Below are 15,896 nucleotides of genomic sequence, written 5' to 3' on the forward strand. Positions count from 1 at the left end.
GGGAGTTTCGTTGGATTTTTCCAACGAGCGGCCCAATTCGTCGACAACACAGCCCTACCCAGTCCAATTCAGACCAATTCAAACCTACAGTCGCTTCAGATATACCCGCGCCTCGTATGGACGCAGCTTCAATCGGGTAAGGTCCTCTCCCTTTTTCGGTTCGAAATTGGAGATCAGCAGTTCCATTCCTTGCGGATCCATTTCCTCCGGCATTTCGAACACCGGCTCGCGGCCGAAAAAATTCAAAATTATGAGCAACTGCTCATTTTCCAGTGTGCGGGTATACGCATAAATCTCCTCATGGAGCGGGAGCAGCAGTTTGTATTCGCCGTAAACGATGACTTTGTGCTTTTTTCGCAGCTGAATCAGTTTCTTATAGTAATGAAAGATCGAATCGTGATCTTTGACTGCCCGGACGACGTTGATCTCCATATAGTTGGAGTTAACGCTCAGCCAAGGATCTCCCGTCGTAAATCCCGCATTTTCGGTAGCGTCCCACTGCATCGGCGTCCGCGCGTTGTCGCGGCTCTTCTTGTGAACCGCCCGCATGATCTCCTCTTCGGAAACTCCTTGGCTCCGCTTTTCCTCGTAATAGTTCAGCGTTTCGACATCCCGGTATTCATCGATGGAATCGAAGGCGACATTGGTCATGCCGATCTCCTCGCCCTGATAAATGTAAGGCGTTCCTTCCAGCGTATGGATGAACGTTGCCAGCATTTTGGCGGACGGAACCCGGCATACTACATCGTCGCCGAAACGGGAAACCGCGCGCGGCTGGTCGTGATTGCATAAATAGTTGGCATTCCATCCCCGGTTATGAAGCACGATCTGCCAGTTGCTCATGATTTTTTTGAGTTCGATCAGGCTCCAGGGAACCGCATCCCACTTCCCGCTGCCAGCGGATGCGGCGTCCAGAAACATATGCTCGAACTGGAACGTCATGTTCAACTCGCGGCGGCCGTCCCCCACATAATCCAGTGCCTCTTCAGGCCCGAGGCCGGATGTCTCGCCAACCGTCATAATATCGTAAAAATACAGCACTTTATCATACAGATTCTGCAGCAAAGTGTGCACGTCATCCAAATTCGAAAACATCTCGTAGGCGCGGACAGTGGGCCTTTGATGCGGATTTTCCGCGTCGGGCAGCCCCTGTTGCTTGACGATATGCGCAATGGCGTCGAAGCGAAAGCCGTCAACGCCCTTTTTTAACCACCATGCCACCATTTCATGCAGCTTCTCGATGACTTGCGGATTTTCCCAATTGAGGTCCGGCTGATATTTGGAATATAAATGAAGGTAGTATTCATCAGTCTCTTGATCGTATTCCCAAACCGACCCGCTGAAATAGGATTCCCAGTTGTTAGGGGGACCTCCGCCTTTCCCTTTTCGCCATATGTAGAAGTCCCGCTTGGGATCGTCCTTGGATCTCCGGGAATCGAGAAACCAGGCATGTTTATGTGAGGTATGATTCAGGACAAGGTCCATCATCAGTTTCATTCCCCGGAGATGGATCTCCTTTAACAGCAGATCGAAATCTCCCATCGTGCCAAATTCATCCATTATGTCGCAATAATCGCTGATGTCGTATCCGTTGTCGTGGTTGGGGGATTTATAGATCGGGCATACCCAGATCACGTCGACGCCCAGGTCCTGCAAATAATCCAGCTTGGAAATGATTCCTCGAAGATCCCCTATGCCGTCGCCATTCGAGTCCATAAAGCTGATCGGATAGATTTGATAGACCACGCTCTCTTTCCACCATTTCGGGTTCATCCGCTATGCCTCCTTTTTTCCATATCTATAACATACCCGAAACGGCAAGGTTTTTCGCAGATCGGATGAATTTCAAACCTGCTGCCGGTTCGTTGAGCTTGTAGTATAATTAATAAATCTATTCAAGAAAGGATTGCAATCATGAGTCTTAGCGCAGAAAAAGTATCAGCTTCTTCCCAAACCTCAAAATCCCGCGCCAACCGTATTAAGGCTGCGCTCATTCTCGGCAGCTTGTCCGCCTTCGGTCCGCTGTCGCTGGATATGTACTTACCCGCCCTGCCAAAAATGGCGGACGACTTGAACACGAGCGCCCCGATGGTCCAGCTCAGCTTGACAGCCTGCCTGCTGGGCCTGGCACTCGGGCAACTTATCGTCGGCCCGCTCAGCGATACGCGGGGGCGCCGCGCCCCGCTGATCGTGTCGATGGCCGCCTACGCCATCAGCTCACTGCTCTGCGTCTTCGCACCGAATGCGGCTATCTTGAATGTGCTTCGCTTCATTCAGGGTCTGTCAGGCTCCGCCGGCATCGTACTGTCCCGCGCAGTCGTTCGGGACATGTATTCCGGCTCCGAGCTGACCAAATTCTTTTCGCTGCTGATGCTGATCAACGGCGCGGCTCCGATTCTTGCCCCGATCCTCGGCGGTCAGCTCCTGGCGTTCACCTCTTGGCGAGGCGTATTCGTTGTTCTCACCGTGATCGGAGTCCTGATGCTGCTCTCCGTCCTGCTCGGACTGCCGGAAACGCTGCCCAAAGATCGGCGGCAGAGCGGCGGCTTGCGCGAAACGTTGTCCACCTTCTCCCGGCTGACCCGCGACCGGCTCTTTATCGGCTATTGTTTATGCCAAGGGCTGATCTCGGCAGCGATGTTCGGGTATATTTCGGGTTCGTCTTTCGTGCTGCAAAATCGGTTTCAGGTTTCGGAGCAGACGTTCAGCCTGATCTTTGCCCTGAACGGACTAGGCATTATTTTCGCCAGCCAGATTACCGGGCGGCTTGCTGGAAGAATTAACGAATCTTCCCTGCTCCGGTTCGGCATCGGACTTGCTGCACTGGCCTCGCTCGTGCTGCTTGGCGGTATTTTGCTGGACGGCGGACTGGCTGCGGTCCTGATTCCGCTGTTTTTTGTCGTGTCCTGCGTCGGAATCGTCGGGACGGCCAGTTTTACGCTGGCCATGCAAAATCAGCAGGACTCTGCAGGGAGCGCCTCTGCGCTTCTCGGCCTGCTGCCGTATATCCTGGGCGCGGCGGTCGCCCCGCTGGTCGGGCTCGGCGGCGATCAGACCGCATTGCCGATGGCCTTGGTCATCGCTATCGCCGATGTCGGCGCCGTCCTGAGTTATATCTTTCTCGTTAGGCCTGTGAGCCGTCGTGGTTAATAATGAATAAATCCATTTGCCTGTGTCGAAAGTGAGGAATGACTTTGTCAAAGCTCCTTAAAGGTATCGGAATCTTGTTCATCGCCGGAAGCTTGCTTGCATTCGTAGTCCTTGGCATTTTTGAAGGGGCTTGGGGAGCCGGATTCCTGCTCTTCCTTCGATGTTTTTTAATCGGAGTCGTATTGCTTGCCCTGGCCTCGATCCTTGATCGTTTAAACGAAAACCGTTACTACTTGGAGGTTCTTCTTCAAAGAACAGAGGAACTGGCTCCGGATAAATCCGCTCCCCAGCGGCCGGCTTATGCCAAACCCAAGACAAAAACGGCGCTGGAATCGTTAAAAGACTTTAAAATGAACGCGAAAGACTGACTTCGAGGTTAACTTCACTTTCATAGGTTATAAAAAGGCGGTGATCTTGTGTCGCATTCAAGAAAATCCGAAAATCATCCTTCCGATCAGGAATTGGTGGCGCAAGCGCGTTGCGGGCATCAGGATGCTTTCAACAAGTTGATGGAACGGCACCGCCGCCAAGCGTTGAACTGGGCGCGCAAAATCGCTGACGACCCTCACCTGGCCGAAGACATCGTCCAGGAAGGGCTGATCAGTGCCTTTTCTTATTTGGGCTCACTGGAGCAAATTGAAAAGTTCATTCCCTGGTTCCGCCGTATCATTACGAATCAGGCACTGATGCAGGTAAGACGGGGAGGTCCCTATGCCAAAGAGCGCCCCTTCTCTTCTTATGTCAGCAGATCCGGGGACTATGAAGGTGAGAATTTTCAGCAAATCGAATTCATTCTCGGAACACTGGCAAAAAATACAGCCAAAGAGCTACAGCAAAACGGAGACCCCGCAAGGGAGATTCTCCGGCTGGATACCTACGATATGCTTCAAGAAATGCTTCAAGGGCTGGGCACCAAAGAGCGCGAAGTGTTTGAAGCCCATTTTTTCAAGCATTATTCTCCCCAAGAAATCGCAGCCATCTATTCTACTTCCTCCAGCAACATTTACACCATTTTGTCCCGAACGAGAAAAAAAATTAGTCAAGCCCGCTATGAAAGCAACCTGCAAAACTATCTGCAAAGCCGGCACACCAGCCCTTCTTCCCGCACCCGAAATCAGCTACAAGAACGAGGCATTTATATCGGGGAAATATGGGACACTTACGCGCTAAGCGTTCAGCATGCGCTGCAATATACGAACTTCAACCATTACTCGATGTCCGAAATCATGGGGCTTACCGGTCAGGCCTTCCGGCTTCAGGTCCACCGGGACCGGGTTGATCTTGCCGGGGTAACGGCCTTTCATTGGCGAAACGTCTTCGGCAAGGGCTTGTTGAACCTTGGCTTTGCAGGCCGCTCGATCGGTGACGGAAGCCGGATTCCGCAATCTCATGAATTACTGGTCGAAGCCTTCTCGTTCATTCATCAAATGATCGATCATGGTCAGCCGGTCATTGTATGGGGAGTGCAGCTGCCTTTCTTTGCCGTCATCCACGGTTATGATGATGAGCAGCGGCTTTTCCGCATCACAGGGCTGTTTGAGCAGACTCATCTAGGCTACGAAGAGCTTGGCCGCGAATGGAGTGCCGATTTATTTGCATTATCTTTAGGAACGCCGATTGCGTTAAACCCGCAGGATGCGCTGCGCGGAGCGCTCGGAATGGTTCTAACGCACGCCGAAGGACAGGAACGGACGCCACATGCCGATTATGTTCAAGGACTGGCTGCCTACGATTCATGGATTAGCGCCTTATCTTCAGGGCAAGTTGATCCACTTTCCCATGCATATACGGTTTGGTGTACAGCTAATGCCAGATCCTTCGCCGTCCAATTTCTTGAATTGGTCGCTAACCGACCGGAGGTTTATGGTCTCCTAATTTGCCGGCTTGCAGGCGAAGCCGCGGATTATTACGGTAAGGCTACGGATGCGCTTCGCCAGATGTGCAAGCTCTTCCCCTTTCCGGGCGGAGGAAATCCGGGAGAACCCGAAGTCAAGGAAATCGGACTCCAGTTGCTCGAAAAAGCAAAGGTGGATGAAGTGCAAGGGCTGCAAATTCTAGAAGCACTGTTTTTATTGTTGTGTGAATCCGAAACGTTGTAAGAATTCCCCCCTCTTTGGCATCAGATTCTATGTATGAGGATTCTATTCCACGGAGGTATTCAAAAATGAAAAGAAAAGGTACATTAATGGGCTGGTGTGCGGTACTTCTGTTGACTGCGGGGGTCGTCAGCGGCTGCGGCGGTCAACCGTCGGCAAGATTCCAAGGCTCTTACCCCTTTCGGGGAGATGCGGCAAATACCGGGGTTTATGCCACAAAGGGTTTGCCCAGGCTGAACGGAGAAAAATGGAGTCTCAAACTGGAAGCGCATATTCAGAGCTCGCCGGTACTGGCGGAGGGTACGCTGTATTTCGGCTCCGAGGAAGGCAAGTTTTACGCGGTGGATGCCAACGATGGAACGATTACCTGGGAAGCTAAATTCCCCGGGAAGATCAGATCATCCGCGGCCGTCGTGGAGGATGAACTATACTTTACGGATACGACCTCCACTTTATATGCGCTGGAACGGGAGACCGGGAAGCTGAAGTGGAAGCAACAGCTGGATGACAGTCTCACGGATGAAGGTTTACCGGATATGTGGGATTATTATATCGGTTCTCCGGCGGTGGACGGGGATTACATTTACGTAGGCGGTGAGGGTCCGCAATTTTACGCTATTAAGCGGCAAGATGGTTCTGTAGTCTGGGAAACCGAGACGGCTTCCTTCGTGCATGGAAAAGCGGCTATTGCCGACGGAAACATTCATATCGCGGATATGAGCGGCGAAGTCGCAGCCCTGGACCAGCAAACCGGAAACAAATTGTGGAGCGCTAAGTTCGGCCCGGTGCAATCCAGCATGACCTACAAAGACGGAGTGCTTTATTTCGGCTCCCGCGACCAGTACGTCTATGCCCTGGACGCCGAATCCGGCGCTATCCTGTGGACCCATCTCTCCCCGAGCGGCTCCTGGGTTGTCTCTTCCGCTGCTGCCAGCGACAAGCATGTCGTCATCGGAGCTTCCGACTCGAAGGTCGTGCATGTTTTTGATCGTTCGGCAGGCAAGCACAAGTTTGATTTCAAACTGGACAGCCGCGTGTTTGCCTCCCCGGTGATTACCGATCAGATCATGTATTTCGGTAGTGCTTATACCGATGGCGGCAAGGAGAGAGATGCCTTTTACGCGGTCGACCTGGACAGCGGAGAAGAACTGTGGCGGTTTGAGGGCACCAAATCTCCGATCCTTTCCACGCCGATCGTCGCGGACGGAATCGTTTTTTTCGCAACCCTTGACGGATATGTGTATGCGCTGCATTAAACCATCACCATACGAAACTTCTCCTTACTCGGGTTTAAAATAAAAATAGAAAAATGACGGTGCCAAGGAACCGATCCTCGCGCCGTCATTTTTTTTATAGGACTCTGTCCGTTACTGATACAATTCCACCGACTGTACATATTTACGCCGAACCGTCTCCAGTTCATTCTCGGTCCGCCGCTGGGCGGATTGCAGCTCGGAAACGAGAGAATTTACTTCGTGCTGCCTTCCTTGAACCTGTTCGAGGGCATCCTTGATCCGGCCCTGAACGAGCCAGTCGGTGATCAGTCCGTCGAAGAAGTAGTCCGAGAATTTCAGCAAGCCTCCCACCTCCAGCCCGGAACCGGTGAAACTTCCGCCTACATCCTTCAGTTCTTTTTCAAATCGCCGCAAATTATTCTGTACCGCATAAATATGATCCATCGCTTCATCCAGACGGTTGTGTTTAATATGCGTGGATAACATCCCGCCGCCCAGCATATCGTAAGTGCCCCAATTGCGCGCCGATTGAAGCCCCTCTTCCGCGCGCGCCAGATCATCCTGCACCGAGTGTCCCGCCCGGACGGCTTCCTCCAGTTCCCGGACCTCCACGGTCAAAACCGCCTGCCGTTCCGCAAGGTCCATCAGTTCCTCATTTTCTTGAAGGATTTGCTTTTCCTTGTCCCGGAAAATCAGATCATAGTCGTTTTTCCAATACCGTACTTCCTGCAACTGCCGTTCCAGCTGACTGATTTGCTGAAGACCGTCCTGAAGTGCCCGGTCCGCTTCTTCATATTTAAGCCTGGCTACAACCGCCTCCCGCTGCTCCTCGTCGAGCTTTTCCATTTTTTTGCCGAGTATCGTATATAATGTGTTGGACAAAGACATCCCGGTGAGCCGGTCCACGTCCTTCTCTTCCGCCGCTAGCTTGCTCTTTGCGATGTCTTTGGAATGCTCCAGCGAGGCAACCTCCTGCTTCAGCTGTTTTAGGCGCTGTTCCCATTTTTCTTTTTGGCGTCCTTTTTCCTTCAATTCTGCCATTCGTTCATTCAGGTTTTCGAACAAAAAATTCTCCTCCTTTTCGATGGCTTCATAACTAATTGCCCTATCCCTAATCGCAGATGCTTATCCGTTATTGCCATACCTTGTAATGCTACCTTATACACTTATTTCAAAAGGCTTCGCCAATTCCCGGCCGACCCGCCGGATGACGAGAAGGATCATCAAGAAAGCGATCGCGGTGGCCAAGCTGCTGATCAAAATCAACCCGGTCACTTCCGCGTTCAGTATGAACGGATAGGAAAACATGTATAAAGCCGAACAACCGAAGTAAAAATACCACCGGAATCGCACGGATGCGGCCAATTCACCTTTTCCGCGAATCTCGGCGAGCTTGAAGCTTCCTGCGCAAATGCTGTACAGGAGCACCCACTGCAGGACCGTTTCGGCCAAATTCAGCACAAGATCGACATTCAGGGACAACACAGGATTGTTTAAATGCAGTTCGTGCGCGCGAAAAAACTGCGGAATCGAGATGATGCTCAGCGCAACGGAAGCCCGAACGCCCATTCCAAAGCTCTGTTCCTTTTTACGCAATCCGGAAAGCGCCGACAGAATCATAAGATAACCGATTACATTGGGCATCAGATCGATGCCCACCCGGATATTGATTATGACAAAAACCATCCCGTAACCGATACGGTAAAATAAGGTTTTCATGATCCCGACCTCCTGGACTTCACAATCGCGGCGACTTCGCGCTGTGATAAATAGGGGTCACTCTGGACAAAAATCGGATAGGCGGCTTTCTTGCCGTTATCCAACTGAAGTTCCATTCTAAGCAGAAACCGGTAAACTTCACTTTTGGCCATGGCGTCGGCATTTTGTAAAGGATCGAACTTATAAGTTACGCTTGCCGTATCCCCTTTTTTAAACTTTAGCGGAAAAGGTATTTGAGACAGAGGCACACCGCTATGCGTCGTTTCGCTCCCGAACTGGATCTCACTTTGTTCCAGATGCTTGATGCTTGGAGCTTCCAGAATCACCGTTAAACGATCACCCAAACCAGGTAAATATGCGGAAGATATCTCGGTAATTACGGTATCCTTAGTAAACTTCACCCGCGTATATCCCGCATTCTCCGATGAAGATCCGCCGGATGTACTCTGTATGGGAGAATCCCCCTTCAGCAAATCGTTATAGACCCGAATCTCGCCGATCTCCAGCTCTTTGGTCGAATTATCGTCAAAAACCGCCTCGACCCGGTGAATCACCAGCGGTCCGTCTTCGGGAAACGTCGGCTGCAAGAGATCATAATCCATAATCTGCGTCCGCATCGTTCCCTGATTTTGGTGAACGTAGCTGTTTTGCACGAGAATCGGGGTCACGGTAGCATTCGGAAGCTCCGGAATCCGGATCGACTGAATCTTTACTTTGGCTGATTTATTTTCCAGATAGTTCAGGTCAAAGCTGTAACCCGGCGAATTCTCCACTTCAATATAATGTTTGAAAAACACGGGCTCCGGAAGTTGAGAGTTATAGTAAACCCACAGATTACCTCCCCAGCTTCCCGCGATCAACGCCAGCACCACGATAAAAACAATTCGTTTCATTGCATGTCCTTTCATGATTTGGAAGTCTCGCTTCGAACAAACGAACGAAGGCTATGCACAATAAACGCTTTAGGCAATAAAAAGTTGCCTGTTATTCCGCTTAACGGACGGCTAGACTCTACCGTTTCTCCCAAGGGAATGCCCCATTTTCTTCCGCCTGGGCAATCACCAATTCGCATAAACGATGGCTTTCCAGCGCGTCCCGCGGCGAAATGGACGGCTGTTTGTTTTCCCGGACACAGGTCAGGAAATGGTCGATGATTTGCACGAACCCGCGGCGATACAACACCGGATCCCAGTCGTTGAATTTCAGCACCATTTCTTTTCCGCCCGCAAAATGATCGGTCGTGTTCAAGCCGTCAACAACCCACTTGTTCCCCGGGTTCATCACCTCAAGGAGCTCATCGTTTGCACCCGAATCCCGGTTCATCACCCCTGTGCAAAAAAATCCGCTCCCTTGCAGCTGCAGCTGGGCATGATACAACTTCCCCTCTTGAGAGAAAGTTACTATCTGAGGCGTTCCTTCAACGTCCGGGGGTGCCAGAAAACGAATCGTATCGATCACATGAATGAAATCGTCATACACAAACCGGCGCGCAAAGTCCGGCGAGAAAAGACGGTTTTTTTGCAGCAAAACCACGCGACGGTCGTTCTTCTCCTTCATGGCCGCCACCATCGGGGCAAACCGGCGGTTGAAGCCGACCATCAGAATGACGCCAAGCTCTTCCGCCAGCAGCGTAAGCCGCTCCGCTTCCTCATAATGGTAAGAGATCGGCTTGTCCACGTATACATGCACTCCGCTGCGCATCAACTGCTCCGCAATACCGGCATGCGATTCCGTCGACGTATGAATAAACGCCGCCTCAATGCCCGACGCGATCAATTCGTCCACGGTCCGCACCGCTTCCCGGACCCGGTACTTATCGGACAACCTCCCTAACGTCTCCAGGTTCCGGGTACAAAACACAAGCTCAATATCCTCCCGCGCCGTAATCACCGGCAAATACGCCTTTTGCGCGATGTCTCCAAGACCGATTATCCCGATTCTCATCGTATTTCCTCCCTATGGGCTAAAGTTATATATGTAGCGATTGAAATGACAATTCCTCATTTACTGATTCCATTTTGGCATATGGCGAGGGTGAGTGTAAACTTGGGGGCGGGTAAGAAAAAGTAAAAGAAAAAGGGGCTACCCTCTCTGGATAGCCGTTTAAACTTTTCAATAGTTATGGTTTCATACTGTCAAAATATCTGCTTCATTCCCCATTTTGTGAATGTTTAATTATTTTCATAGATTATCAACAATTTATTTTTTTCCTCATCACATAGTGAATCTGAACAAATTTATAAGTTGGGAATCCCCCTCCCCCCTACTTCCCCTCCGCTACAAACCTCTCCATCCGCTCCGAAATCTGGTCGCGCACCCGGCGGAATTCCGCCATAATCTCCTCTTCCGTGCCGATCACTTTGGCGGGATCGTCGAAGCCCCAGTGCCAGCGGGCGGCGGTCGGGTTGGAAACGGCCGGGCAGTGCTCGTCCGCATGGCCGCAGAGCGTAATGATGTAATCCGCGCGATTCAGGATCGCGGGGTCAATGACCTCCGAGTGATGTCCGCTAATATCCACGCCAGCTTCACCCATCACTTGCACCGCCCGGGGGTTCAAGCCATGGGCTTCGAGTCCCGCGCTGAACACCTCAAAGCGGTCGCCGCCCAGCTGTTTCAGGAATCCGTCCGCCATTTGGCTGCGGCAGGAGTTGCCTGTGCAAAGAAAATACACGGTCTTCTTATTCATTAACATTTTCTCCTCTCACTATCTCATTTAATGATTCACTATCACTTAAGAAATAATCATGAGCCACAAATAAAGTCCGGTTAAAGTAATGAACAACGTAGGTACGGTCAGTAGAATCCCTGTTTTGAAATAACGTCCCCAAGTGATTTTAATTCCTTTCCGGGACAAGACATGTAACCACAGCAAAGTTGCCAGAGAGCCGATCGGCGTAATTTTCGGCCCGAGGTCGGAACCGATTACGTTCGCGTAAACCAGCGCTTCCCGCACCAGTCCTTCGGTATTCGTACTATGAATAGCCAGCGCATCAATCATTACGGTAGGCAAATTGTTCATAACCGACGATAGAATCGCGGCGATAAAGCCCATGCCGACGGTGGCGGCATAAACGCCCTGATCGGCCAGCCACTGAATGACGTCTCCCAGATGATCGGTGAATCCGACATTACGCAGACCGTACACCACCACATACATCCCGATGGAAAAGACGACGATCGACCAAGGCGCTTCTTTGATCACCCGACGGGTTTCGACGGCTGGACTGCGACGGGTCGCGATGATAAAGAATATCGCCACGACTCCGGCGGCCAACGATACCGGAATACCGATGAATTCGGCGGACAGATAAGCTACCAGCAGCAGGCCGAGAATAATCCAGGACAACCGGAACATGCGCGGATCCCGGATGGCGTCTTCCGGTTTCTTTAGCTGCTTCAAATCATAGTTGCCCGGGATTTGCTTGCGGAAAAACAAGTACAACACCAGCATGCTCGCTCCTAGCGAAACCAGGTTCGGAACGAACATTCGGACGACATATTCCAGGAACCCGATGCCAAAAAAATCGGCCGAGACGATGTTGACCAGGTTGCTCACCACGAGCGGCAGCGAGGTTGTATCCGCGATAAAACCGCTTGCCATTATGAACGGCAGCACCATCCGGTCATCGAATCGTAGCGCCCGGACCATCGCCAGCACGATCGGCGTCAAGATCAAGGCAGCACCGTCGTTCGCAAACAAAGCGGACACGGCCGCACCAAGTAAAATAACGTAAACGAACATGCGCTTGCCGCTTCCACCAGCCAGTCGGGCCATATGCAGCGCGGACCACTCAAAAAAGCCGATTTCATCAAGCAAAATCGAAATGATGATAATCGCGACGAAAGCCAGCGTGGCATTCCATACAATGGCCGTTACATCCCCCACATCGCCAAAGCTCACTACCCCAAATGCCAGAGCCAACACCGCACCGCCCATGGCGGACCACCCTATGCCGAGCCCCTTAGGCTGCCAGATGACAAATACCAAAGTAAGTAGAAAAATAAATCCCGCAACGTACTCCAACTTCAAAACTCCTCTTCCGTCAATTGCAACAATCGCCGTCAGCACAGGTACCGATCAGCTTCAAAGCTTCTTCAGGGACGGGCACCGCGTCCATCACGGCTTGAACATAAGGCTTGTCTTCTACCATGAGCATATAGTAAGACCACTGTCCGCGCCGGGATTCTTTGACCAGTCCCGCTTCCCGCAACTTGCGCAGATGCTGGCTGATATTCGGCTGCGTCGTTTGCAAAGCGTCCACCAGATCGCAAACGCAGCGTTCCCCGTCTTTTAAAATCGCCAGAATCGTAAGCCTTGTCTTATCCGCCAACAGCTTCAATACGGTAATCATTTCATCCATGCCTGCACGCCCCTTTCAGAAATTATTATATAATCAATCAGTTATATAATCAATTACTTATATTCATTCTTCGCTTTTGGTTTTCAAGTCCGATTATTTCGTACATTATACATGGACAAAAATAAGAAATTGTCCACTTAAAAGTGGACATCGGGACTATTTGACACAAGCCGAGAAAAAATCTATATTCAGGCAAAGCAACGTATCAACTCACTATATATAGATGATTCAATTCATTATTAATCATAAATCTTCAACAAAGATTGTCCACGCTCTGGTGGACAGTTCTTTAAAAAATCCATCCATTAAGGACAAAACACATTCGTGATACTCCTCTGAACGCTTAACGATGCCCATAAAAAAAGCATCCCTTAGGATACGCGGCCCGGGAGCAACCCGGACCACGACCCCAAGATGATGCGATTAACGATTAATGTTCAACCCTGACCTCAACGCGCTTTAAAAATTAGTCAAAATTACTCTGCATCGCTGAGCTCGTTTCTGCTCTCTGCCGACGCAAATGCTCTCCGGTTCAACCAACCTACCCCGGCTGCCAACATGCTGATGGCTGCGGCGAACAGATACATATTGACGATCCCGAACCACTCGGCCACCCCGCTCATGAACAGAAGCGATAGCCCGAATACCGTATTCAGAAGCGTGGCTTGCGCCGAGAACACTTTTGGCAACAAATCCGGACTGGCACTCCGCTGAATCAAGGTCCGTCTGGAGACTGCGGCAAGCTCCGTAAACGGGCCGGTCACTAGGACGATCAGCAAGGTTAGAGGCGCAAAATCGTTCAGTGCGAACCAGACCGTCAAGACTGCATACCCCAACATGCCGAGCAGCATCGCCGGAAAGATTCTTTTTTCCAACCGCTCCACCAGAGCGACGACAAGTATTCCTCCGATAACGGCTCCGGCAAAATAACTGGCGTTGATATATCCCCACCACTGCTCGTCTTTGAGCAGAACTTCGTTCACGAAGACCAGCATGAACGCCCCGGCCCATACGGACCCGCCCAGCATATCGGTCATATCCATCAACGTCAGCGAACGCAGGCGCGGGGACCGCCATAAAGCGACCCAACCCTCCTTCAAAGTATCCCAACGGGATGGCGGGTTAGAAATACCAGCCGGATTCAATTCGCCAGCTTCATCAACCTCAACTGCGGGAATAAGAGCCAAACCGGAGCGCACATCCCAAAGGCTGCGCCGCTTCGGCTCGGTCGGGTCCTCGATCAGCACCGTGATCGCCATGGCAAAGCCATAGCCGACCGCAACTGCGACGAGCACGGGAAAAGATCCGAACGTCGCCACCAGCAAGCCGCTAATGGCCCAACCGGCAAACTGGACGATCTGATCGGTCGTTGCGATCAGCCCGTTCGCCTTCAACAGTGCCTGATCGGATACGAGTCGTGGCACCAGCGCATTCCGGGCTGGTGTTGTCCAACCGTCGAGGAATGAAATGCAGACGATGAGCACATAGACAGGCAGGAGTTCATCCCCGCCGAACATCGGCGACAGATAACCGGCCAGCAGCACAAATAGCAGGAACTGTCCGAACTGCGACAAAGTTAGCAGGAAAGGCAGCCGATACCGTGAAATCATGAGCGGAGCAATCAGACCGCTAAACAACTGCGAAGCCACCCGCAAAAATGGCACCAGCGTGGCAAAAACGACGGAACCCGTCACTTTGAGCACATACGTAGTAAGCGCAACAATATAGAGCACGTCGACGGTGTTGGACAGCGTCTGCGAACCCCATAAATAATAAAAAGACCGTTTGAACATCACTTTATTCGCTCCTTATTCAATTGTATAAGTCCCGTTGTAACCGGGATTAGGAAGTGAAGACAAAGTTCAAACTCAAATCGGTCTCATAACGGCTCCTTTATTTAACGTATTAATTTTACGGTGAACAAACTCTACTTTAACAATCTCATGATAAGATATCGGTGATAAATGTAACTTTGTCTAGCGATATTGCCGGAAAAGGAGTGCTCCATTTGAACACGGACCTTGATCATGAAATAAAACAACCTAAAAATTCAAATCCAAGCGCGGATTCGATCACATCATCTTCATTGTTTCCAGGCTCACGCCCCAGGCAACTGCTCGAGATATTTTCGGTTTCCGCCAAACTGGGCTTCACCTCGTTCGGCGGCCCGATCGCGCATCTGGGTTACTTTCACAATGAATATGTAAAAAGTCGCAAATGGCTCGATGAAAAAAACTACGCCGAGCTTGTGGCGCTGTGCCAGTTCCTTCCCGGCCCGGCGAGCAGCCAGGTCGGCATCGGCATCGGCCTCCGCCGGGGCGGCCTGCTCGGCGCCGTCGCCGCCTGGATCGGCTTCACGCTACCGTCGGCCGCGGCGATGACGCTGTTCGCGCTTACGCTGCGCGGCAGCGACATCAGCGGTGCGGCCTGGCTGCACGGCCTGAAGCTCACCGCCGTGGCGGTCGTCGCTCACGCCGTGTGGAGCATGGGCCGCAAGCTGGCTGCCGGCCCCAGCCGCGCCGCGATCGCCGTGTTCGCCGCGGCGCTCACGCTGCTGTGGCCGGGCGCGTTCGGCCAAGTGGCTGCGATCGCCGCAGCAGCACTTGCCGGGCTGTGGCTCTACCGCCGGGAGGCGGATGCTCCACCACCGCCCGGCTCGCCCAGCTACGAGCCCGCCACCCCGGCAGCTCGACCGCCGCTGCCAGCGCTCCGCCGCAGGGGCGCCGCGCTCAGCCTGGCACTGTTCGCCGCCCTGCTCATCCTGCTGCCGCTAATCGCGCAGCGATTTCCCCAAGCAGGCGGCGGCGCACTGCCGCTGATCGACAGCTTCTACCGAGCGGGCTCGCTCGTCTTCGGCGGCGGACAGGTGGTTCTGCCGCTGCTGCAGAGCGAAGTCGTCCCGCCGGGCTGGGTCGGCGAGCCCGACTTCCTCGCCGGCTACGGCTTCGTCCAGGCCATGCCCGGCCCTTTGTTTACGTTTGCGGCTTATCTCGGAGCGGTCAAGGACGGCCTTTCCGGCGCATTGATCGCGACAATGGCCATCTTCCTGCCAGCTTTCCTGCTGATCGTCGGCGCGCTGCCCTTCTGGAGCCGCCTCTGCCGGAACGCCAACATCCAAAGAGCCCTGCAGGGCGTCAATGCCGCCGTCGTCGGGATTCTGCTCGCGGCGCTGTACGACCCGGTCTGGACGAGTTCTGTCCGGACCGCCGGTGATTTCTTGCTCGCCCTGCTGCTATTCGCCATGCTGGCCTGGTGGAAGATGCCGCCTTGGACGACGGTGCTTGCCGGGGCCGCAGGCGGAATGCTCTTACCGCTATTAGGCGCGTAATCAAATT

14 protein-coding genes are annotated in these 15,896 nt (G+C 52.4%); 5 read left to right on the forward strand and 9 right to left on the reverse strand.

All coding sequences use genetic code 11. The features are described 5' to 3' along the window. Positions 1–84 precede the first annotated feature (84 nt). Positions 85–1,773, reverse strand: coding sequence for a glycoside hydrolase family 13 protein (locus DFP94_RS19500; protein WP_114498151.1), 1,689 nt, complete (start codon positions 1,771–1,773; stop codon positions 85–87). A 141-nt stretch (positions 1,774–1,914) separates the two neighbouring features. Here DFP94_RS19500 and DFP94_RS19505 point away from each other — a divergent pair, with 141 nt between their 5' ends. The 4 genes from DFP94_RS19505 to DFP94_RS19520 all read left to right on the forward strand — a co-directional run bounded on the left by DFP94_RS19505 (position 1,915) and on the right by DFP94_RS19520 (position 6,502). Continuing rightward, positions 1,915–3,150: a multidrug effflux MFS transporter gene (locus DFP94_RS19505; RefSeq protein ID WP_114498152.1), complete on the forward strand. Its 1,236-nt coding sequence runs from the start codon at positions 1,915–1,917 to the stop codon at positions 3,148–3,150. Positions 3,151–3,194: 44 nt separating this feature from the next. Further along, positions 3,195–3,518, forward strand: a complete 324-nt coding sequence (locus DFP94_RS19510; protein WP_114498153.1) for a hypothetical protein — start codon at positions 3,195–3,197, stop codon at positions 3,516–3,518. A 48-nt stretch (positions 3,519–3,566) separates the two neighbouring features. Further along, the gene (locus DFP94_RS19515; RefSeq protein ID WP_114498154.1) at positions 3,567–5,249 is read left to right on the forward strand and encodes an RNA polymerase sigma factor; all 1,683 of its coding nucleotides are present in this window, start codon (positions 3,567–3,569) and stop codon (positions 5,247–5,249) included. 65 nt (positions 5,250–5,314) lie between these two features. Then, positions 5,315–6,502 (forward strand): outer membrane protein assembly factor BamB family protein, encoded by a 1,188-nt coding sequence (locus DFP94_RS19520; RefSeq protein ID WP_181873227.1) that lies wholly within the window; start codon positions 5,315–5,317, stop codon positions 6,500–6,502. A 111-nt stretch (positions 6,503–6,613) separates the two neighbouring features. Here the strand turns inward: DFP94_RS19520 and DFP94_RS19525 are convergent, their stop codons facing one another. The 8 genes from DFP94_RS19525 to DFP94_RS19560 form a co-directional block, all read right to left on the reverse strand. Continuing rightward, the gene (locus tag DFP94_RS19525; protein WP_114498156.1) at positions 6,614–7,546 is read right to left on the reverse strand and encodes a coiled-coil domain-containing protein; all 933 of its coding nucleotides are present in this window, start codon (positions 7,544–7,546) and stop codon (positions 6,614–6,616) included. Between the two features lie 93 nt (positions 7,547–7,639). Further along, positions 7,640–8,200 (reverse strand): hypothetical protein, encoded by a 561-nt coding sequence (locus DFP94_RS19530; RefSeq protein ID WP_114498157.1) that lies wholly within the window; start codon positions 8,198–8,200, stop codon positions 7,640–7,642. Then, positions 8,197–9,108 (reverse strand): hypothetical protein, encoded by a 912-nt coding sequence (locus DFP94_RS19535; protein ID WP_114498158.1) that lies wholly within the window; start codon positions 9,106–9,108, stop codon positions 8,197–8,199. Before DFP94_RS19535 ends, DFP94_RS19530 begins: the two co-directional genes overlap by 4 nt. A gap of 103 nt (positions 9,109–9,211) precedes the next feature. Continuing rightward, a complete protein-coding gene (locus tag DFP94_RS19540; protein WP_114498159.1) occupies positions 9,212–10,144 on the reverse strand; it encodes a Gfo/Idh/MocA family protein in 933 nt (310 codons plus the stop codon). Between the two features lie 319 nt (positions 10,145–10,463). After that, entirely contained in the window at positions 10,464–10,886 is a 423-nt protein-coding gene (arsC, locus tag DFP94_RS19545; protein WP_181873228.1) for an arsenate reductase (thioredoxin), read from the reverse strand. Positions 10,887–10,931: 45 nt separating this feature from the next. Beyond that, entirely contained in the window at positions 10,932–12,224 is a 1,293-nt protein-coding gene (locus DFP94_RS19550; protein WP_114498161.1) for an arsenic transporter, read from the reverse strand. 19 nt (positions 12,225–12,243) lie between these two features. After that, on the reverse strand, positions 12,244–12,561 hold the full coding sequence (locus DFP94_RS19555) for an ArsR/SmtB family transcription factor (protein ID WP_114498162.1): 318 nt from the start codon (positions 12,559–12,561) through the stop codon (positions 12,244–12,246). Between the two features lie 476 nt (positions 12,562–13,037). Continuing rightward, positions 13,038–14,354, reverse strand: coding sequence for an MFS transporter (locus DFP94_RS19560; protein WP_114498163.1), 1,317 nt, complete (start codon positions 14,352–14,354; stop codon positions 13,038–13,040). 278 nt (positions 14,355–14,632) lie between these two features. Between DFP94_RS19560 and chrA the strand changes: the two genes are divergently transcribed. Further along, positions 14,633–15,889 carry a chromate efflux transporter gene (gene chrA / locus DFP94_RS19565; protein WP_425459268.1) on the forward strand — a complete coding sequence of 419 codons (1,257 nt, stop codon included), beginning with the start codon at positions 14,633–14,635 and terminating at the stop codon, positions 15,887–15,889. The last annotated feature ends 7 nt before the right edge of the window (positions 15,890–15,896 follow it).

Source organism: Fontibacillus phaseoli (genome assembly GCF_003337355.1).
Classification (GTDB): domain Bacteria; phylum Bacillota; class Bacilli; order Paenibacillales; family Paenibacillaceae; genus Fontibacillus; species Fontibacillus phaseoli.

What these genes read in the sequence shown, in the direction of transcription:
- DFP94_RS19530 (WP_114498157.1), bottom strand. Translation starts at nt 8,200, where the DNA reads ATGAAAACCTTATTTTACCGTATCGGTTACGGGATGGTTTTTGTCATA.
- DFP94_RS19555 (WP_114498162.1), bottom strand. Translation starts at nt 12,561, where the DNA reads ATGGATGAAATGATTACCGTATTGAAGCTGTTGGCGGATAAGACAAGG.
- DFP94_RS19505 (WP_114498152.1), top strand. Translation starts at nt 1,915, where the DNA reads ATGAGTCTTAGCGCAGAAAAAGTATCAGCTTCTTCCCAAACCTCAAAA.
- arsC (WP_181873228.1), bottom strand. Translation starts at nt 10,886, where the DNA reads ATGAATAAGAAGACCGTGTATTTTCTTTGCACAGGCAACTCCTGCCGC.
- DFP94_RS19520 (WP_181873227.1), top strand. Translation starts at nt 5,315, where the DNA reads ATGAAAAGAAAAGGTACATTAATGGGCTGGTGTGCGGTACTTCTGTTG.
- DFP94_RS19500 (WP_114498151.1), bottom strand. Translation starts at nt 1,773, where the DNA reads ATGAACCCGAAATGGTGGAAAGAGAGCGTGGTCTATCAAATCTATCCG.
- DFP94_RS19535 (WP_114498158.1), bottom strand. Translation starts at nt 9,108, where the DNA reads ATGAAAGGACATGCAATGAAACGAATTGTTTTTATCGTGGTGCTGGCG.
- DFP94_RS19540 (WP_114498159.1), bottom strand. Translation starts at nt 10,144, where the DNA reads ATGAGAATCGGGATAATCGGTCTTGGAGACATCGCGCAAAAGGCGTAT.
- DFP94_RS19560 (WP_114498163.1), bottom strand. Translation starts at nt 14,354, where the DNA reads ATGTTCAAACGGTCTTTTTATTATTTATGGGGTTCGCAGACGCTGTCC.